The organism is Breoghania corrubedonensis (assembly GCF_003053845.1).
Classification (GTDB): domain Bacteria; phylum Pseudomonadota; class Alphaproteobacteria; order Rhizobiales; family Stappiaceae; genus Breoghania; species Breoghania corrubedonensis.
Genome location: NZ_QAYG01000007.1, coordinates 47693 through 66203, shown reverse-complemented (window position 1 = coordinate 66203; position 18511 = coordinate 47693). Strand labels below are relative to the sequence as shown.

Sequence of the window (18511 nt, the reverse complement as noted above, 5' to 3'; positions counted from 1 at the left end):
TCCGTTCGGACTTAGGAATTCATCGGGAAGACGGGTTTCGCGGACGCGAACTGTTGCGGGAAGATCACCTCGATCTTGCCGTCGAGAACCTGGGTGTTCACCGGCCGGGCGCCGACGTTCTGACCGTTGATCATCCTGGTCGGACCGTAGGGCATGTAGGACATGTCCAGCGTGGAGGCGGCGAGCGCGGCGTTGACCGCGTCATGCTCGGTGGAGCCGGCACGCTCGAATCCGTCGGCCAGCGCCAGAACCGCGTTGTAGGCGAGGAACACCTCGTAGGTGTAGACGAGGCCCTTGGCTTCCGCCGCCGCCTTGCGCTGAAGCGCGACCTCGGACTTCGGATTGAACCAGTGGTTGCAATCCATGATGCCCTGGGCGGCTTCGGGGAATTCGTTGACGAACTTGTAGTTCGACGCAGCGCCGCCGAGCACCGAATAGATGCCCTTCGCCTTGACCTGCTGCTGGCGCATGGTGCGGGCAAGCAGCACGTATTCGTTGTAGTAGTTGGCCGGGATGATCAGGTCCGGCTTCTTGGACTTGATCTGCAGCACGATGTTGGTGAAGTCGCGCGTCGGATTGGCGTGCTTGATGACATCGAGCACCTCGATGCCGATTTCCGGCAGCTTCTTCTGCAGCAGGTTGGCGGTACCCGTGCCGAACAGCGACTCCTCGTGGATGATCATGGCCGTCTTGGCCTTGTCGTCGGACATCTGGTTGATGCCGGCGAGATTGTCGACCGCGAACTTGGCAATGGTGCCGTAGCCCGGCGCGAAGCGGAACGTGTTCTTGAGGCCACGATCGACGATCTGGTCGGAGACGCCGACATCGACGATATGCGGCGTCATCGACTTGGCGGCCTCCTGCGATGTTGCGAGCGAAATCGCCGACGAATAGCCCGCGACGATGCCGTGAACCCCGCCCTCGACCATCTTGGAGACTTCCGAGGCGCCGACTTCCGGCTTGCCCTGACTATCGCCGAGCATGGCCTCGAGCTTCGCGCCGCCAAGCGACTTGATGCCGCCGGCGGCATTGATATCGGCAATCGCCATTTGCGCACCCTCGCGGCACTGGGTGCCGGAGAACGCGATGAAACCGGAAACAGGGTGGATCAGCCCCACCTTGACGGATGCCGGCTGAGCGCGCAGCACCGCCGGAAAGCCCGTGACGCCGAGCCCGAGGACGGCAGCACCTGTAGCCAGAAATTCGCGACGACCGAGGCCGCCGTTACGCTTACCCTTGTTGTCAGTCATGCTGACCTCCCGAATTGCGACCTTGAAGGCCCGATGTCTCCCGGTGTTCCCTGCTATTTTTATGCGTCGCCGGCCGGGACCGATGACGAAGTCAGTGCTGCCCAGCGCATGCCTTCTTTTTCGCGCACGCGGCGCATGGACATGTCGAAGCGATAGACGTCCGGGCGATAGAGAACCCGGAGATATTCAACCGGCCGCCCGGAGGTATCGCGCACCACGCGCAAGATCTCCAGCAACGGCGAACCGGCCTGAATGGAAAGCGCGTTGGCGACCGCCGGATCGGCTACGATGGCGGAAATCTGCTGGCGGGCGGAGGACACCTCGATGCCGGCCATTTCCAGAAGCCTGAGCAGCGGCGAGCGATCGAGATCGTCGCGGTCGAACTGCCGGCCGATATCGCCGGGCACGTAGGTGATCAGATAGGACATCGGCTCGCCGTCGAGCGTGCGTACGCGCACCGCGCGCTGCACGTCGGAACCGGCCTCGATCTCCAGCGCGTGCGCCACATCCTCATTGGCATGGACGTGATCGAATTCGAGAACCCGCGCTTCCGTGGCCGTGCCCATCAGCGTGATGTTCTCCAGCCACCCCTCGATGGAGGAGGCGACGGCCGGGGCCGGCGGACGGTGGATGACCCGCGTACCGCGGCCGCGTTCGCGCACCACCAGTCCGGCATCCGCCAGTTCATTGAGCGCGCGCTTGGCGGTGATCCGCGAGACGTCGAACTCGGCCGCCAGTTCCTGCTCGCCCGGCACCAGATTGCCGGGCATGATCTCGCCGCCGTAGATGCGATTGCGCAGGATGAGGAAGATCTGGTGGTAGAGCGGCACGCGCGACTGGGTGGAGAGCAGGCCGACCGAGCGGCCCTTTCCCTCCGGCTGGCGATCCGTGCCGCCGGCCTCCTTCCCGTCATCCGATTGCCGCTTGTCCGACACCCTCGACCCCCGCTGCCGTTCCGTGATCTAATGGATTATGTTTATACCATTATGTCAACATGATTCCGCGTGACATGACGTAAAAATACGAATGACCCGCCACAGCCTCGCAAGCCCGCCACAGCCCCGCAAGAAGGAGCCCACCGCATGCCGATTATCCGAATGACACTGATCGAGGGCTATGACGACGACACCCGCCTCCGCCTTGCCACACGGCTGACCGATGCGATCCGCGCCACCATTGCCGCTCCGCTTGACGCGATCACCGTCGCCATCGATGAGGTGAAGCCCTCAAGCTACATGCGCGGCCGCGTGACACGCACGCCCGGCGTGCCGCTGCCCGCGCCGGTCGATATCGTGCGCGATTACCTGGCGAAGATGGAGGCGCGCGATCTCGCCGGCGCAAGCGCGCATTTGGCCGACGGCTTCCGCATGACCTTTCCCGGCGGCGCGACGTTTGCGCGACTGGAGGATCTGGTGGACTGGGCGAAATCGCGCTACCGCTTCGTGACCAAGACCTATGAGGGCTTCGACGAGGCCTTCGGCGAAAACGGCGTGACGGTCTATTGCCGCGGCACGCTTGCGGGCGAATGGCCCGACGGCACACCCTTTTCCGGCATCCGCTTCATCGACCGGTTCACGATGGAGGACGGCAAGCTGACCGATCAGCAGGTGTGGAACGATCTGGCGGAAGCATCGAAGGGATAGCGACGCCGCCCCTTGAGGGCGCTTGTGGCCCATCCTTCGAGACGGCCTTATCAGGCCTCCTCAGGATGACGTTATCGTGTTGCTCGTTCCTCTAAAACATCAACAAACACAGCGTCATCCTGAGGAGGCCGCGCAAGCGGCCGTCTCGAAGGATGGGCCGCTTGTACCCGTCGAACCGTGTCCTCTCATCCCGGACAGTCCGTTGCCGCTGCGGCGCCTCTCCTGCGTCCGCCTCACCCCACTCGCCGGATCAGCTCCATTGCGGCCGCCGGGTTCGCCACCTTGTGGCCGGAAATCACATAGAGATAGACATCGCGCGGCGCGCTCGGCACGGGCTCCGCGAACGTCGCAAGCCCCTCCGGCACATCGCCTTTTGCCCATGTCCCGGCGCGTTGCGCCCACGTATCGAGAGCGCTCGGCGCGTAGCCCGCCTCATGCTCCTCGCGCGTGCCCATCAGCCGGACATAGACGAACGGGGCGGTGAGATCCGCGATCTGCGGAAACTCCGAATCCGCCGCGAACACCACGCCAACGCCGTAGTCACGCACCAGCGCCACGAAATCGGGTGCGCAGAAGCTGTCGTGGCGCACCTCCACCACATGCCGGATATCGCGGCCCTCGACCGTTTTCGGCAGCAGCTTCAGGAAGGCCTCGAAATCGTCCGGGTCGAATTTCTTGGTCTTCATGAACTGCCAGTTGACGGGGCCGAGCTTGTCGCGAAGCTCCATGAGCCCGCTTGAAAAGAACTTCTCGATCGATGGCCCGGCCTCGGCCAGCACCCGCCGGTTGGTCGCGAAACGCGGCGCCTTGGCGGAGAAGACGAAGCCTTCCGGCGTTTCCTCGCGCCACTTGATGAAGCTTGCCGGCTTCTGGCTGCCATAATAGGTGCCGTTGATCTCGATGGAGGTGAGGTGCTGCGCGGCATATTCGAGTTCGCGCTTCTGGGCGAGCTTTTCGGGATAGAACACCCCGCGCCACGGCTCATAGGTCCAGCCTCCGATGCCGATCCGGATTGTGCCCCGTTTTCCGTCCGTCATGGGAGTGCCCGCCTTTCTGCCTGAAACCCGCGGCACCGCAAGGAACCGCAGGAGAAACATACCGGCGGAACATCCGAACGACCACCCGCTTTGCGGCCGGACACCCGTTTCACATGGTTGGCTCGGTCCGCCTCTCACACCCGTGATACCGGATTCGCCGCTCGAACGCGCGAAGGGTTTCCAGCCCGCCGCCCGCCCAGTCGGCTGCCAGCATGCCACAGACATGGGCAGCGGCGATGCTCGCGCCCCGGATATCCGGCGCCTCCGGCGAGACGACGCAGGCTCCGAAAATCGCGCCCGGCAGATCAAGCCGGGAGATGTCTTCCGGCTTGCAGCGCGCATCACCTTGTACGGAGACGACGCCCTCAAGGGCGGCCGGATAAACCGGATCCCCGCGCGCCGGCGCCGAGGCGGTGATCAATGACCCTGCCTTTTCCAGCGCGCGGATACGCATTTCCAGCTCCAGCGACGCACGCGCCAGCCCGAAGGAACAGTGGACGATCTCCGGCGGATCCTCCCCCAACCATTCCAGCGCATCGCACAGCACGGCAACCGACGTCACCAGCTTTCCGGGAAAGACGATGCCGTTGACGAAGTTCACATGCGGCGCGTGCCGGTGGATAGTCGTCGCCATGGCGAGCGCGTGGACGCAGGCAGACATCGCGCCATCGGCCTTTGCGAACCGTCGTTGGGCGGCTAGATCGGGATAGGCGGACGGCAGAGCGCCATCGAGAAGAGCGACACGGATCATTGTGGCCCTCCTTTCATCGCCGAAAAGGCGGAAAGCTCGATCACGCGGTCGAAGCCGCCATAGCGCGCGGGCTCACCATGCGTGACGACAATGCGGGTCGCGTCGCCGAAACAATCATCCAGCCGCATCATAATACGGGCGACCCGCGTGCCGTCCACTTCCGACAGGCTTTCGTCGAGGATGAGGACGCGGAAGGGCTGCAACAGGGCGCGTGCCAGGCACAGCCGCTGCCGCTCGCCGCCGGAGAGATCAAGCCCGCCTTCCCCCAGCGGCGTCTCGAAGCCATGCGGGGCAGGCGCGCGTTCCTCGGACAACAGGTCTCCCGGATCGAAGAACCGGTCCTCCATTTCCACCAGCCGCAATGCGTCCATCATGGCCTCCTCGCTCGCATCCGGGCGGCCAAGGCGGAGGTTCTGCCCAAGCGTACCGGAGAAGACGTGCCCCTTTTGCGGAACCAGCGCGACGGCGGAGCGCAGATCATGGAGGCTCAAGTCGCGAAGATTAGTGCCGCAAAGGCAGATTCTACCACTGAAAGGGTCATCCTGACGCTGGAGAAGCGACAGCAGCGACGATTTGCCAATACCCGACGGCCCGTCCAAGCGAACTTTCGATCCGGCGGCGATTTTCACGTACACGCCGGTGAACAGCGGTTGCCCGGCCGGGCCGTAGGCCACGCCCTCAATCGCGACTTCACCGCCTCCCTCGGGCAAAGGTCGCGGATCGGCCGGATCGCTCACATCGGGTGCTGCGCTCATGATCTCGTCGAGCCTGTCGAGCGCCGCCTTCATCCGCGCCTGGCCATGCCACAGCGAGATGAGCGACTGCATCGGTCCGATCAGAAAGCCGAGATAGGCGGTGAACGCGATGAGCGAGCCGAGCGGCATCGTGCCGTCGATGACCGCCATCCCGCCAACGAGAAACACGGCACCGCGCACCATGGCGGTCAGTACCATCGGCACCGCGCGGGTCACCTCCCCCCACATCTGCGCCGACATCAGCGCGCGAACCAGCCCCTGCTGGCGTTCCTCGATCATCCCGGCCGCCGAGCGCGTCGCGTTGAGTGCGCGCAGTGCGGCGAGCCCGGTGATGGTTTCGGCCAGTCCCGAGGCCAGCACGCCGCGCGCGGCGCGCACGGCGCGGGCGCGAGCATGGGTGACCGGCCGGGCCCTGGCGAAGAAGACGAGCTCGACGGGCGCCAGTGCCAGGGCCAGCATGGCAAGCTTCGGGGCGAGCACGAACAGCATGACGAGCCCGCCCAGAAGCCTCAGCACGCTTCCGGCACCTGTGACGAGCGCCGCGAAGGCGAATTGCTGCACCTCGCCGGCATCTCCATCAAGCCGGCTCATCAGTTCGCCGATCTTCTGCCGTGCCTGCCAGCGCGGCGACTGGGCGAGGATGCGGGCCACCGCCGCCCGCCTCAGATCGGCGAGAAGCCGGGCCGAGAACCGCAGATGCACGAGCGAATTGACGGCGCCCAGCGCCAGCGCGCCGAGACCGAAGACGAACATCAGGCCGACATAGAAAACGAGCGCGGACGTGTCGCGCGCCATCAGGCCCTCATCGATGACGAGCTTGGTCAACCACGGCGGAACGAGCGCGGCGCCAGCGGAGACGAACGACATGACGAGCAGGGCGGCGACCGGTAAGCGATAAGGCACGAGAAGCGGCGCCAGCCACGCGGCCTCCCGGATCCCGAAAAGGCGACCAAGCAGACGGCGCCCAAGCGAAAGCCGCAGCCCTCGGGCTGCGGCCGCACCGGGTTCGGACGTGACGGGGATGGCGTTCGTCATTCAGCCTCGTCGTTTTGCCGTTGAAGGATGGCAGGTTCCGTGCGTGCCGCCTCCCCCCACTCCTAACCCCTCCCCTCAAGGGGGAGGGGGATGCATCTTGCTTGCCGCCAGTTTTGCGGCGCGGCTTGTATTCGTAGTGCCGAACCGCCGCGAAGGCGTTTCTGTCGTTGTCCGAGACCCCACGCCACGGCCCACCTCCCCCTTGAGGGGAAGTCGAACGACCGCTTTGGTCGTTCGGGTGGGGGGCGCGATCTGTCAGCGAACAGTGGGTCCGGCGATCGCCCCCTACGCTGCCTCGAGCGGTTCCCCCTTAACTGCCCATCCTGACCACGTGCATCGTACCGGCCGCCATGTCGCCGCCGGACGGCAGGCGGATCTCGCCGATGCGCTCCAGCGTTTCCGCGTCGTAGACGCCGATGTCATCGTTGGTGCCGCCGACATAGATCTCCTTGCCGTCGGACGAGATGTTCACGCAATAGTAGGTATGCGGCAGGTCCACCCGCTTGATCAGCTCCTTTTTCGCGACGTCATACTTGGAAAGCTGCGTGTAGACGCCGTAGAGCTTTGACTTGTCGTTGGGATCGCGCACGGCGGAGAACATGATCACCTCGAAGGACGCGAAATCCTCGATCTCGCTCTTGCCCGTCGCAAGGTCCACGCTCTCGTAACCCCAGACGAAATCGGCCATTTCCGACTTGGTGGCGTCGGTGAACTTCGCGGCCGAATAGAGCAGCAGAAATTCGTTCGCCTGCGTGCCGATCGGCCAGAAGGCCAGCACGTCCGGTCCGGAATAGGTCGGCCGGTCCCACGACCTGTTGGCGATCTTGATCCTGAATTCGCCCGTGTCCGGGTCGATCGCATAGATCTCGTGGCCCGCCGCATAGACGGTTCCGTCCTCTCCCGTGGCCATCACCGTCATGCGGCGAGGGGCGGGCGATGTCTTGACCGGCTCGGCATTGAGTCCCGACGACGTGTCGTAGACTGCGAATTCCGGCTCCATGACCTGATAACGATCGACCAGCAGCTTCACCGGATTGCGCACGGTGTAGAGATGCTTGCCGTCCTTGGAAACGGCGAGCGAGGCGATCGATTTGCGTCGCACCTCTTCGTCGGACTGGTGGGCGGAGAACACGGTCTCGCAGGTTGAAAGATCGATGCCGAAAACATCCTCCCAGCGGTTGCCGAGCACGTAGGCGATCGCGTTGTCGGGCGACATGGCGATGACGCCCGGGATGATATTGAAGTCCAGCTTGCAGGCCTTGTCGACCGTGCGGGCCTTCGCGTCGATCACGTAAAGCTGATCGGGCTTGGCCATGGTGACGATCATGTCCCTGGCGGACGCGGCAAGCCCCCCGGCGAGGGCGAGAAGGCCGGCCAGCCCGAACCTTGCCCCGAAGGTTACAATGCGCTTTCGCATGCGTTTGCTCCTGTAGGTGGCGACAGCCGTCGCTTCAGGTTTCGCTGTCGGAGGGAAACACGGTGCCGAGCGAGCGCCAGTCCTTGGCGGCATTGTCGGCATCGCCGTTCCAGTCCTTGTAGGAGTTGATGGTGTCGGGCACCTGGGCCGGCCACCAGCACGGATCGGAGCAGCCGTAGAGATCGGCCTCCATCGGCTGGCAAAGTGCTGCGACCCCGCCGAAGGGGTCGACCTCCCAGCCCGGATCGAGCGTCGAGGCGCAGCCGGCGACGATGGTCTGCATGGCGCGGACCTCGTCCATCTTGTCTTGCGTGACCGCGCGGGTGACGCGTTCGGCCTTCTGGTTGAGCGGCTTCAGATGTCTCATTTGCCGTAGGCCCTCCGGGGCATGATGTGATCGGTGAAGAAGGCAGGCGCCTTCGCGATGAGGTCGCCGTAAACCTCGATGCCGAAATCGACCCAGTCGCGCATCAGGTCGCAGTAGTGGTAGGTCGGCTTCATCGGATCCGCGTAGTGGGCGTAACTCTCGTGGTAGCAGCCGCCCGCGCAGATGTTGCGGATGCGGCAGGTGGCGCAGCCCTTTTCCGTGCGGTCGGCCCTGTCCTCGATGAAACGGGCGAGCCTTTCCTTCTCGATGCCGCTTTCGACCGTACCGTAGGTCTCCATGTCGGAGCCGGTGAAGCGGTGGCAGAGGTTGAGCCCGCCCTCGTGATCGACCGCCAGAAGCCCAAGCCCCGCCCCGCAGGGCAGCGCCTTGGAACGCCCTTCGTAGAGATCGCTCATCAGCTGGTGCATGTTGGAAAAGCCGAGGTTGCGGCCCTGGAGCGCCTCGTCGCGGTAGTGCCGGCCGAGCCGCTTCATCTCGTCGAAGACGGTGACGAGTTCGTCGCCCGTCAGGTTGAACGGCGTCACCGGGCCGGACGTGACCGGCGAGAAGCCGACCTCGTGAAAGCCGATGCCGTTCTTCAGGTGGTCCCAGATCTCGGTGACGGCGGTGACGCCACGGGTGAGCGTCACCCGCCCGCCGACGGGGCGCGATGTATAGCGTTCCAGCAGCATGCGGGACTTGGCCGCCACCACGTCATAGGTGCCCTTGCCGCCGACCGTCTTGCGGTTTCGGTCATGCAGCGCCTTGGGCCCGTCCATGGAGATGGTGAGGCCGAAGCGGTGGGCGTTGAGCCAGTCGACGATCTCCTCGGTGAGCAACGTCGCGTTGGTCGTCAGCGTGAAATCGACCCGTTTGCCGAGCTCCCCGAAGCGCCGCTCCGCAAACTCGACCACCTCGCGGATAAGCGCGAGATTGGAAAGCGGCTCGCCGCCGAAGAACACCACGTTGTAGCTGTCGCGGTCCGGGCTTTCCTTGAGCAGCATCTCGATGGAGGCTTTCGCCGTCTCGAATGCCATCCGCCGGCCCTTCGAGGGCGTATCGAGATCCTCCTTGTAGCAATAGGTGCAGGAGAGATTGCAGCCGGTGTTGACGTTGAGCACCACGGTGGTGAGCGGGAAGTTCTCGATATGGATCGGCGGTCGTTCGGCCTTCGCCGGTCCTCCGTCGGTGACAATATCGAGATCGAGAAGCGCACGGATGCGCTCCGTCAGGATTTGAGGATCGACGCGCCCCTCGAACCGGTCGCGCACGTCCTGTTCGCTCACCAGCCCCCGGTCGGCGAAGAGATCGAGCACGTCATGATCAAGCCGGTCGATCTCGAAGAGCGAGGTGGTGGGCACGTGGAACAGCAGGCTGCGCCCGTCGACCGCCACGCGATGCGCGTTCTGCGGCTGGTAGTGGAGATATCCCATGGCTCGCTCCCTCAGTGGATCGGCGGATCGTTCCAGCGCTGGACGGTGACGATGAGCTGTCCTTCGCCGGACACCTCGCCGCTCGTCGCCAGCACCTTCAGATTGCCCGCGTTGTTGGTGGAGAAGGGACGCTCCGGATTGGGACCGGCGACCGACGGCGTGAAGATGCCGAGATCGGCATTCATGGCGCCGGCGTATTTCACGTCCTCAAGCTTCTCGGCCTCCTCGTTGAAGGGTTCGACCGACCACGTCGCCGGCACCGCGCCAATGCGCACGTCGTCGTCGGTGCCCGCCTTGCCGTCCGGTCCTTTCCAGAAGCCGATGGCCGCAAACCGCGCCTTGACGGCGGGCGCCGATCCGCCACCCCCGCCGACGCGGGAGACGGCAAAGGCAGGCTCCACCTTCAGGCTGTCGATATGGCTGTAGACGGCGAGTGCGCCTTGGAGCGCGGCTTCGCCTGCGGCCACGCTCACCGCGCCATCCGCATCGTCGGCCGGCGCCACATCGAGCGCCACGCCGTAATCGTTGGCCGTGCCGCCCGACGCCTCCAGCGCGCCGGAAAGCGTTGCGCTCTCAAGCCCCGCCCCGACGATCTGGACGCGCGCCTTCGATCCCGCAGGCAATGTGGAGGGAACCGTGCCGGCGATCAGCGCGCCGCCGCCCGCCTTCACCGCCTTGAACGTGCCGCCGAGGCTGTCCTCGTCATGCAGGAACTGCCGGCCGGAAAGCGCCGAGCCATCCTCGGAGATCGCCAGCACCTGACGATAGACCGTATCGCCGATGGTGAGGTTCGCCCGCCATTCGTAGCCCGTGTAGACGTTGAGCTTGCCGGAGATTGGCAGCGCCTCGCCATCGGCCGTCTTCAGCGTTCCGGAGACCGCGTAGGGCTGCGCGGAACCGGAAACCTCCAGCTTGCCATAGGCCTCGCCCTTTTCCGGCAGGCGCGTGGTGAAGACCCAGCCGCCCGTGGCCTCGGGCTTTGCCGCATGCTTCCAGGCGTCCCAGGCATCCGTCTTGAAGGGATACTTTTCCGCCAGCAGCGGCACGACCTCTTCGCGCGCGATTTTCAGCCAGTCGCGGTCGCGCGCCAGCGCCTGGTATTCCAACGTCGGCCATTGCCCGACATGGAAATCGATATGGAGGTTCCATTCCTCCCTGGTGCGCCGTTGCAGGCCGATGCGGGCGGCGGAATGACACCGCGCGCACATCTCGGCAAGCGGCGCCTCGACCTGTTCCACCACCGCCGGCTCGCGCTCCAGAATGTAGCGGAAGTCGTCGGCTTCGGAAGGGGCGAGGCCTTGCGTATCGGCGAGGTAATGCACCAGCGTCGCCTGCGTGGCGGGATCGATGACCATGCCGTGGAAGAGGCGCATGCGCACGATGGTCATCAGCCAGCCTTCCGGCGTCTTGCGCTGGCCGTTGATGCGGGAAAGCGCGCCGGAGGCATCCGCCGCATGGCAGGCACCGCAGGTATCGGCGAGAAGGGTTGCGGGATCGGGAGCATCCGCCTGAGCCAGGGCGGCGCCCGGCGTCATCAGCATCAACCCCACGGCACCGGCCGGCAGGCCGGCTCGAAGTCGTTTCATCATGCGGTTTCCCTCGTGGTGGTGCTTCTTGTGCTTGTGGTTATCTCGTTGGACGCGGGGCTGAGCCCCCGGCTTTCCAGCCAGCCGATGGCCGGATGCGGCGCGCGCGCGGCCTCGGGGCGAAGGGTCACGCCCTCCCCCGCGCTGCCGGCACGCACCAGATCGCCGACCGCGATGCCGGCGATGAAGGCGACACCATCGGGATCCATCGGCGTCACCAGCACCTCGCGCTCGCACAGCCGGCCGGCTTCAACAACGACGCGGCGCTCCAACCGCGAGGCCGCAACCGGTGGATGGGACGGCGCGGCATCCGGCCAGCCGACGCGTGCGGCCCAGTAGGGGTGGACGGCAAGGTCCCGTTCGAGACGATAGAAATCGCGCCCGACACGCGCCTGCCGCCAGAAGGTGCCGACCACGCGATCCTCGAAGAAACGCCGGACGAGCCCGCTTTCGTCCTGCCTGTCGTCAAGCAACTGCGCCACAATCGGCAGCGCGGAAAGTGCGGAGGAAAGCGCCCAGAACTGACCGTGGCCGGACAGCGGATCGATTGCGACGGCGGCATCGCCGATCGGGATGACCGGCGGCGTCAGGCTGCCCGCGGACAGGACGAGCCCGCAGTTTCGCGCCCGCAGCGGCCCGTCGATGACGCAGCCTTCGTATTGGCCGGCTTCGCATCGGCCTTCGAACTGTTCCTGAGAAAGAAAGCGCCGGAAACGCGCCGCAAGACCGGCCTGCCCGGCGCCGCGGAGATCCCCCGCATCAATGGAAATCTGGACCCAGCGGCCAAGACGGGGATGCGTGACGTCCCAAACCCACCCCTGCGGCGTTGCCTCCACATGAGCGGCCGCCTCGTCGGAACCGGCCGCGTCGCCCGGCGCGCTCGCGGCGCGGCCGCCGGTCACGAAGCCGGCGATGGAAAGGGTCTGCGGTCCCATCAGCCGCCGCCCGGCGCGGGCCTGCCGGCCACGCGCATCGATCATCAGCCGGGCGTGAAGCGTTATGCCGCCGGCAAGCGATAGGCGCACGCCTTCGCGCCGCGCAAGGACCGATGCGCCCGCCAGCCGGTCGCGATGGAAGACAGCTCCGGCCGCAACCGCTTCATGCCGCAGCAGGGCGTCGAACAGATGCCGGTCAACGAGCCTTTCGCGATTGGCGCTTTGGGCAAGACCAGCCCAGCGCACAGAGCGCCGTACGGGGTCCGTCGCCGCCTCCAGCGCCCGAGCGAGCCCCTTGGCGGCGAGCAGATGCGCCACGCGATCGCCAAGCCCCTCCAGCCGGGTCTGCGCCCGGTGCTCCGGCTGCCCGGCTGCGATATCCGTGCTCTGCGGATCGATCAGCGCCACGCCAACACCGGCGCGCGCAAGATGCCAGGCCGCGAACGCGCCGGCGGGGCCTCCACCGACGACGGCCACCTCGTGGAAAGTCGTCAAAGCCTGTTCCCTCCTCCGATCCCGCCCGTGTTTTCACGGTTTCGGGCCGGAGTTCTTTCTCCGACTGCCATCTAAGGGCAGATGCGTAGGCGGCTTCTCGACATTTTCGGCCAATTTGACGCAGGGACAAAAACGCGCGGACAGAGATTGCACGTTGCGGCAAGTTTTGCTTTGCTTCGTTTTTCACCATGCCACTTCCCGCAGCAGAGGCGGGAACAGCCCGACGGGAAAACGCCATGCCGACGAGAGCGATGATCGTCTCCGGCGCGTTGAGCGGATTGCAGAGCCTTCTGGGCGAACGCGGCCTGGAACCGATCGACTTCGGCCGCAGCAGCGGTGTGCCGGCTTCCGCGTGGCAGGACCGGCAGACGGAAATCCCGCTCTCCTCCTTCGTCGCGATCTATGAAGAGGGCGCGGCGGTTCTGGCCCAGCCGGGTCTTGGCTGGCAATCGGCGCGGCATTTCGATCTCGCCGACCTCGGCGACCTCGGCGAGGCGCTCGTCAGCGCGCCGACCGTGGGCGCGGCGCTGAGGACCTTTGTGCGCTTCATCCGCTTCGTGCAGTCGGAAACCGACATGCAGCTGGAGATCGATGACGGCGTGGCGACGCTCAGTTACCGCATTCTCGATCCCGACATCTGGCCGCGCCGGCAGGATGCGGAATTCACGCTCTCGGTGCTGGCCGAACTGATCCGCCGCGGCGCAGGCCCCGACTGGGTTCCCGATATCGTCTGCTTCGAACACACGACCGCCCGCGCGCTGACGGCGTGGGGCGAAGCGACGGGCTGCCTGTGTGTGTTCGAACGCGAAACCAACGCGATGAGCTTCCCCGAAAGCGTGCTGAACGCCCCGATGACACGCGACGACGGCGACCTTCACCGGCGCAGCCTCGAGTTTCTGACGCAACGCCTCGGCGACACCACGCGCACCACCCCGCTCACCGAGCGCACCCGCATGGCGATCTATGCGGGGCTTGGCGCGGGCAAGGCGGATCAGGAGACGGTCTCGCGCGGGCTCGGCCTTTCGAGGCGCAGCCTCCACCGGCATCTCACCGAGGAAGGCACGCGCTTTTCCGCCCTTCTTGAAGAATGCCGCTTCCGCGTCGCGCGCCAGGCGCTGGCCCGCTCCTCACACACGCTGGCAGAGATCGCCTTCGAACTCGGCTATTCCGACCAGACCGCCTTCGAGCGCGCCTTCAAACGCCGCACAGGGCTGACGCCTAACCGCTACCGGCGGCTTTTCACCACCCGATATGAGGGTTGAAACTATATTTCACAGCGCGCGACGATATTTTTTTGCTTATTTTCGTCGTGAGGAGGAAAAGCGTCCGGCGATTTTTGCCCAGCGCCACCCCGCCAAGGCCGCGGATGAATACTTATATTACAATCGTATCAACTTGTGGATATAATATATAAACTATTAGTAGGCAATTTTTTCCCGGCAATAGGCAGATTATTCCTAACTATTATTCAAATAAATCAACTCTGTACGGTTTTTTTACAGCCTGATTTCTATTCTCCATCCGTTCCAGAGGAGAACCCCCGATGAAATGTTCGGTGGGGACTGCGGCGGGCGGGGAGAACCTGAATATGGCCTTCGCGACGGCAACTTCTGAGCTGGCCAAATGTACGGCCATGGAGATGAACAAGCCGGTCGCCCGGGATCGGGCGAAGAAAACGGAACGCGACATGCAGGCAGCAAGCGACGATGAGCTGCTGCACCTTATCGGATCTGGGGACGAGGCGGCCTTCCGGCTGCTCGTGGAGCGTCATGTCGACCGGGGCTATGCGGTCGCCGTGCGAATCTTGCGCTCGCCCGCCGATGCGGAAGACGTGGTTCAGGACGCGTTTCTTCAGGTATGGACGCGCCGTGGCGAATGGCAACCGGGAAAGGCGAAGTTCTCCACCTGGCTCTACCGTGTCGTCACCAACCGTTGCATCGACATGCTGCGCAAGCCGAAGGTCGAAGCCATGGACGTGTTGCCGGAGGTGGCCGACGAGCATTACGACCAGATGCAGAGCCTGCTGCGCGACGAGGCCAGCGCAGAGCTCGCCGTCGCCATGGAGCGCCTTCCCGAGCCTCAACGCGTCGCGCTGGTCCTCTCTTACACCGAGGCCTTGAGCAACGCCGAAATCGCCGAAGTCATGGAGACGACAGTCTTCGCGGTCGAGTCATTGCTCAAGCGCGGACGGCAGAAACTCAAACATATCCTGCGCAACAGCGGCAGAGATGTGCTGACGACGTTTACTAAAGATTAACTACAAGTTTACGTTTTGATAACCATAAAAATCAGATCCGAGAAGAAGAAATCGCCTGATTTCGGATAGCGCCACCGTTGGAGAGACATGCGCGCAGGAAAGCGCGTCAGTGTCGCGCCTGGCAGCGGGCGCTGATCTTGAAGAAGTCAGGAGACTACCATGCCCGTCATTTCGACGAATACCGCCGCAAACACCGCAGTCCGTTACCTCAACATCAACTCCACGGATCAGTCGGAATCGCTGGCCAAGCTCGCATCCGGTTCGCGCATCACCAAGGCCTCCGACGACGCCGCCGGCCTAGCGATCGCCACAAAGATCTCCTCCGACGTGTCGTCCCTCGAGCAGGCCTCCACCAACGCCTCGCACGGCATTTCGATCCTGCAGACCGCCGATGGCGGCGCCGCCAACATCTCCGACATCCTGGAGCGTATGAAGACGCTGGCCTCGCAGTCGGCGTCCGGCACGGTGACGGACACCGAGCGGACCTACATCGAGGCTGAATTTTCCCAGCTCGTGGACGAAATCGACGGCATCGCGACATCGACCCGCTATAACGGTCAGAGCCTGCTCGATGGCACGTCCGACTTCGCCGACGACACCACGACCACGGCGGCGACCGTAACCTCGTCGCTCTCCGGTGCGACCACCGCGTCCAGCTCCCTGACCTCGTCCTCGACGATCGCCGCCACGGCCGGCGACACGCTGAGCTTCGACGTCAACGGCACATCCGTCTCCCTCACGGCGGCGGGTACGACCATCACGGCGGATGACATCGTCGATGCGATCAATGCCCAGAGCGAAACCACCGGCGTGACGGCGAGCGTCGACGCCAGCGGCATGACGCTGACGTCGGCCGACGGTTCCGACATCACGATCGACAATGTCACCGGCACCGGTACCACCTTGAGCTCGGCCGACCTTACGACACTCGGCCTGACCGATACCGACAGCGACGGCACCGAGACCTACTCCGCTGCCGACGTGCTGACCGTCTCCGACGGCGAGGAAGTCACTTTCGACGTCAACGGCACCACCGTGACGCTCTCCAACGATACCAGTGAGGACGTCGGCTACACGGCCGCCGAGCTCGTCAGCTCGATCAATGCGGCGCTGGTCGAGGACGGCAACTATGATGTTGAGGCGAGCCTCGATGCCGACACCGGCGCGCTGACCTTCACCAGCCGCACGAGCGGAGAGAAGGCGACGGTCGCCGTCGACAACCTCACCGGCAGCCTTGACGGAACGACCGACTTCGCGCTGTCCGATCTGGGCCTGACCACCGCCACCGCTTCGGCCACTGGCACGTCGACGGACGCCGATACGACCGGGTCCCAGATCATCGTCGGTTCGGACGCCTCGGACTCGATTACCCTGACCATCAAGTCGCTGACGTCGACCGATCTCGGCATCGCCGATCTCAACGTCTCCACCCAGGCCGGCGCCGAGGAGGCTCTCTCGGTCCTCGACACAGCGATCGACACGGTCTCCAACGCCCGCGCCGAGATGGGCGCCACCATGTCCCGCTTCGAATTCCGCTCCTCCCAGATCGACACTTCGATCGAAAATCTGGAGGCTGCGGAATCCGCCATCAGCGATGTCGATATCGCCTCCGAGCAGGCGTCTCTGTCGGCTTCATCCGTGAAGGTGCAGGCTGCGGTCGCTGCCGCTGCCCAGGCCAACCAGATGCCGCAGAACCTGCTGTCGCTTCTGCAGTAAGCAGAAGAGGCCGGGTCTTCCAAGGGGCCCGACAGCCCCGAAACCGTCGCAACCCTGGAAGACCCGGTCATTCGAGACGACGTCCCGACCGTAATGCCGGCCAAGGCATCACGGTCGGGCATGCAACCCGCGAGAGCCCGGCATGAGCGACGTATCCAGCACAACCGCCGCAGCGGCATCATCGACATCGGCCACAAGCTATACCTACTCATCGAACGCCGCCGACATCGACTGGGATGCCTTGATCGAGGTCGCGGTCGCCGCGAAAACCGCTCCAGCCGACGCGATCGACGTCAAGATCACCGAAAATGAAACGAAGATCGCCGCCTACGAGGAAATGCAGGACCTCCTGCAGGGCATCAACGACGCGGCAACCGCCTTGCGCGGATCCACCGGTTCGACCCTGGATGACGACGACGTCTTCGCCGATCGGGAAGCCTATCTGACATCCGTCGGCGACGTGGACGCTGAATCCGCCGTCGTGGTGACCGTCGACGATGACACCGATATCGGCACCTACGACCTCCAGATCCTGCAGCTTGCCACGGTGGAGAAGCTGTCGAGTGCGGAATACGAATCGAACTCCGAGGAACTCGGCCTTGCGGGCAGCCTGACGATCGCGCTGGAAGATGGCGAGGCGGTTGAATTCGACATTACCGAGGACATGAGCCTCGCCGAGATCGCCTCCACGATCAACGGACAGTCCGACACGACCGGCGTCCAGGCCACCGTGCTCAAGGTCTCCGACGACAGCTATCAGCTCATCCTGTCAGGCACCGAGACCGGTCAGGAAATCGTGATGAGCGCCGGCGACGGCACCGATATCGCCCAGGCGCTCGGCATCACCGACGAGAATGGCGACTTCGCCAACGAGATCCAGGCCGCCCAGGACGCCATCATCACCCTGGACGGCATCACGATCACGCGCTCGAGCAACACGATCGATGACGTGCTCGACGGCGTGACCTTCAATCTCTACCAGGAGACCGGCGAGGACGCCTCGATTTCGGTGGAGGTTTCCTCCGATGTGACCGCCATCAAGGAAGCGATCATCGCACTGGTGGACGCCTACAACGCTTACCGCGAGTGGGCCATCACACAGCAGGAAGTGAGCACTTCCGGCACTGCCTCCGACGAGGCCACGCTGTTTGCCGACAGCACGCTGCGCTCCACCAATTCCTCCATCTCCGATGATCTGTCGACGATGATCGACAGCGACTCGATGGCGCTGCTGGGGCTTTCCTACGACGAGAACAACTATCTCGAATACGACGAGTCGACGCTCAACGCCGCGCTCCTCGACGATCTGGACACGGTCGAGTCCCTGCTCACCTTCAAGATGGACAGCTCATCCAACGACATAATGCTGTTGCGCCGCAACACCTCCATGCCCTCGGAGCTCTCGCTCGACATCACTGTCGACGAGGATGGCACCCTCACCGGCGTGTCCGTTGACGGCGACACATCGCTGTTCACCGTCGATGGCAGCCGCATCATCGGGGCGGAAGGCAGCGAATATGAGGGTATCACGCTGGTCTTTACCGGCGACGAATCGCAGACCGTCGACCTCACCTTCTCCTCGGGCATCGCCGAGCAGCTGTTCGTCACCACCGACGATGTCGCCGACGAGGATGACAGCATCCTCACCGACATGATCGAGAGCCTGAACGATACCAACGAGGATCTGGAGGAGAAGGCCGACGATATCCGCGATCGCGCGGACACCTATGAAGACATGCTGACCGATCGCTACGCCGCCTATCAGGCGGCGATCGAGGAGGCCGAATCCTCCCTCGACTACATCGAAGCCATTCTTAATCTCGGGAACGATTGA

General features: G+C 64.4%; 15 protein-coding genes. 5 read left to right on the top strand and 10 right to left on the bottom strand.

The genetic code is table 11. The features are described from left to right. Nucleotides 1-11 precede the first annotated feature (11 nt). Together C8N35_RS16870 and C8N35_RS16865 are read right to left on the bottom strand one after the other, a co-directional pair. A complete protein-coding gene (locus C8N35_RS16870; protein ID WP_107990888.1) occupies nucleotides 12-1250 on the bottom strand; it encodes an ABC transporter substrate-binding protein in 1239 nt (412 codons plus the stop codon). Nucleotides 1251-1309: 59 nt separating this feature from the next. After that, nucleotides 1310-2185: a GntR family transcriptional regulator gene (locus C8N35_RS16865; protein WP_107990887.1), complete on the bottom strand. Its 876-nt coding sequence runs from the start codon at nucleotides 2183-2185 to the stop codon at nucleotides 1310-1312. 147 nt (nucleotides 2186-2332) lie between these two features. Here C8N35_RS16865 and C8N35_RS16860 point away from each other — a divergent pair, with 147 nt between their 5' ends. After that, on the top strand, nucleotides 2333-2893 hold the full coding sequence (locus C8N35_RS16860) for a nuclear transport factor 2 family protein (RefSeq protein ID WP_107990886.1): 561 nt from the start codon (nucleotides 2333-2335) through the stop codon (nucleotides 2891-2893). Nucleotides 2894-3126: 233 nt separating this feature from the next. On the opposite strand, the gene C8N35_RS16855 is transcribed toward C8N35_RS16860, so the two are convergent. From C8N35_RS16855 to qhpG, 8 genes are all read right to left on the bottom strand, one after another. Continuing rightward, nucleotides 3127-3930 carry a DUF72 domain-containing protein gene (locus tag C8N35_RS16855; protein WP_107991017.1) on the bottom strand — a complete coding sequence of 268 codons (804 nt, stop codon included), beginning with the start codon at nucleotides 3928-3930 and terminating at the stop codon, nucleotides 3127-3129. Between the two features lie 109 nt (nucleotides 3931-4039). Continuing rightward, complete coding sequence (locus C8N35_RS16850; protein WP_107990885.1) at nucleotides 4040-4681, bottom strand: S8/S53 family peptidase; 642 nt, start codon at nucleotides 4679-4681, stop codon at nucleotides 4040-4042. Continuing rightward, nucleotides 4678-6471 (bottom strand): ABC transporter ATP-binding protein, encoded by a 1794-nt coding sequence (locus C8N35_RS16845; RefSeq protein ID WP_107990884.1) that lies wholly within the window; start codon nucleotides 6469-6471, stop codon nucleotides 4678-4680. Before C8N35_RS16845 ends, C8N35_RS16850 begins: the two co-directional genes overlap by 4 nt. Before the next feature lie 310 nt (nucleotides 6472-6781). Further along, nucleotides 6782-7888, bottom strand: coding sequence for a quinohemoprotein amine dehydrogenase subunit beta (gene peaD, locus C8N35_RS16840; RefSeq protein ID WP_107990883.1), 1107 nt, complete (start codon nucleotides 7886-7888; stop codon nucleotides 6782-6784). A 34-nt stretch (nucleotides 7889-7922) separates the two neighbouring features. After that, nucleotides 7923-8255, bottom strand: a complete 333-nt coding sequence (gene qhpC / locus C8N35_RS16835) for a quinohemoprotein amine dehydrogenase subunit gamma (RefSeq protein WP_107990882.1) — start codon at nucleotides 8253-8255, stop codon at nucleotides 7923-7925. Then, the gene (gene peaB / locus C8N35_RS16830; protein WP_107990881.1) at nucleotides 8252-9688 is read right to left on the bottom strand and encodes a quinohemoprotein amine dehydrogenase maturation protein; all 1437 of its coding nucleotides are present in this window, start codon (nucleotides 9686-9688) and stop codon (nucleotides 8252-8254) included. The genes qhpC and peaB overlap by 4 nt, the downstream gene beginning before the upstream one ends. Before the next feature lie 11 nt (nucleotides 9689-9699). Then, nucleotides 9700-11277, bottom strand: a complete 1578-nt coding sequence (gene peaA, locus C8N35_RS16825; protein WP_107990880.1) for a quinohemoprotein amine dehydrogenase subunit alpha — start codon at nucleotides 11275-11277, stop codon at nucleotides 9700-9702. Further along, on the bottom strand, nucleotides 11274-12704 hold the full coding sequence (gene qhpG, locus C8N35_RS16820; protein ID WP_107990879.1) for a flavin-dependent monooxygenase QhpG: 1431 nt from the start codon (nucleotides 12702-12704) through the stop codon (nucleotides 11274-11276). The genes peaA and qhpG overlap by 4 nt, the downstream gene beginning before the upstream one ends. Nucleotides 12705-12940: 236 nt before the next feature. Here qhpG and qhpR point away from each other — a divergent pair, with 236 nt between their 5' ends. The 4 genes from qhpR (at nucleotide 12941) to fliD (ending at nucleotide 18511) form a co-directional block, all read left to right on the top strand. After that, nucleotides 12941-13966 (top strand): AraC-like transcriptional regulator QhpR, encoded by a 1026-nt coding sequence (gene qhpR / locus C8N35_RS16815; RefSeq protein ID WP_107990878.1) that lies wholly within the window; start codon nucleotides 12941-12943, stop codon nucleotides 13964-13966. A gap of 326 nt (nucleotides 13967-14292) precedes the next feature. Continuing rightward, nucleotides 14293-14961 carry an RNA polymerase sigma factor gene (locus C8N35_RS16810; protein ID WP_107991016.1) on the top strand — a complete coding sequence of 223 codons (669 nt, stop codon included), beginning with the start codon at nucleotides 14293-14295 and terminating at the stop codon, nucleotides 14959-14961. Nucleotides 14962-15120: 159 nt separating this feature from the next. Continuing rightward, nucleotides 15121-16677, top strand: a complete 1557-nt coding sequence (locus C8N35_RS24535; RefSeq protein ID WP_170122141.1) for a flagellin N-terminal helical domain-containing protein — start codon at nucleotides 15121-15123, stop codon at nucleotides 16675-16677. 142 nt (nucleotides 16678-16819) lie between these two features. Next, nucleotides 16820-18511, top strand: coding sequence for a flagellar filament capping protein FliD (gene fliD / locus C8N35_RS16795; protein ID WP_107990877.1), 1692 nt, complete (start codon nucleotides 16820-16822; stop codon nucleotides 18509-18511).

Excerpts from the sequence above, each read along its gene's own strand:
- C8N35_RS16850 (WP_107990885.1), bottom strand. The coding sequence starts at position 4,681 with ATGATCCGTGTCGCTCTTCTCGATGGCGCTCTGCCGTCCGCCTATCCC.
- C8N35_RS16870 (WP_107990888.1), bottom strand. The coding sequence starts at position 1,250 with ATGACTGACAACAAGGGTAAGCGTAACGGCGGCCTCGGTCGTCGCGAA.
- C8N35_RS16810 (WP_107991016.1), top strand. The coding sequence starts at position 14,293 with ATGGCCTTCGCGACGGCAACTTCTGAGCTGGCCAAATGTACGGCCATG.
- peaA (WP_107990880.1), bottom strand. The coding sequence starts at position 11,277 with ATGATGAAACGACTTCGAGCCGGCCTGCCGGCCGGTGCCGTGGGGTTG.
- fliD (WP_107990877.1), top strand. The coding sequence starts at position 16,820 with ATGAGCGACGTATCCAGCACAACCGCCGCAGCGGCATCATCGACATCG.
- C8N35_RS24535 (WP_170122141.1), top strand. The coding sequence starts at position 15,121 with ATGCCCGTCATTTCGACGAATACCGCCGCAAACACCGCAGTCCGTTAC.
- qhpC (WP_107990882.1), bottom strand. The coding sequence starts at position 8,255 with ATGAGACATCTGAAGCCGCTCAACCAGAAGGCCGAACGCGTCACCCGC.
- C8N35_RS16845 (WP_107990884.1), bottom strand. The coding sequence starts at position 6,471 with ATGACGAACGCCATCCCCGTCACGTCCGAACCCGGTGCGGCCGCAGCC.
- qhpR (WP_107990878.1), top strand. The coding sequence starts at position 12,941 with ATGCCGACGAGAGCGATGATCGTCTCCGGCGCGTTGAGCGGATTGCAG.
- C8N35_RS16855 (WP_107991017.1), bottom strand. The coding sequence starts at position 3,930 with ATGACGGACGGAAAACGGGGCACAATCCGGATCGGCATCGGAGGCTGG.
- peaB (WP_107990881.1), bottom strand. The coding sequence starts at position 9,688 with ATGGGATATCTCCACTACCAGCCGCAGAACGCGCATCGCGTGGCGGTC.
- C8N35_RS16860 (WP_107990886.1), top strand. The coding sequence starts at position 2,333 with ATGCCGATTATCCGAATGACACTGATCGAGGGCTATGACGACGACACC.
- peaD (WP_107990883.1), bottom strand. The coding sequence starts at position 7,888 with ATGCGAAAGCGCATTGTAACCTTCGGGGCAAGGTTCGGGCTGGCCGGC.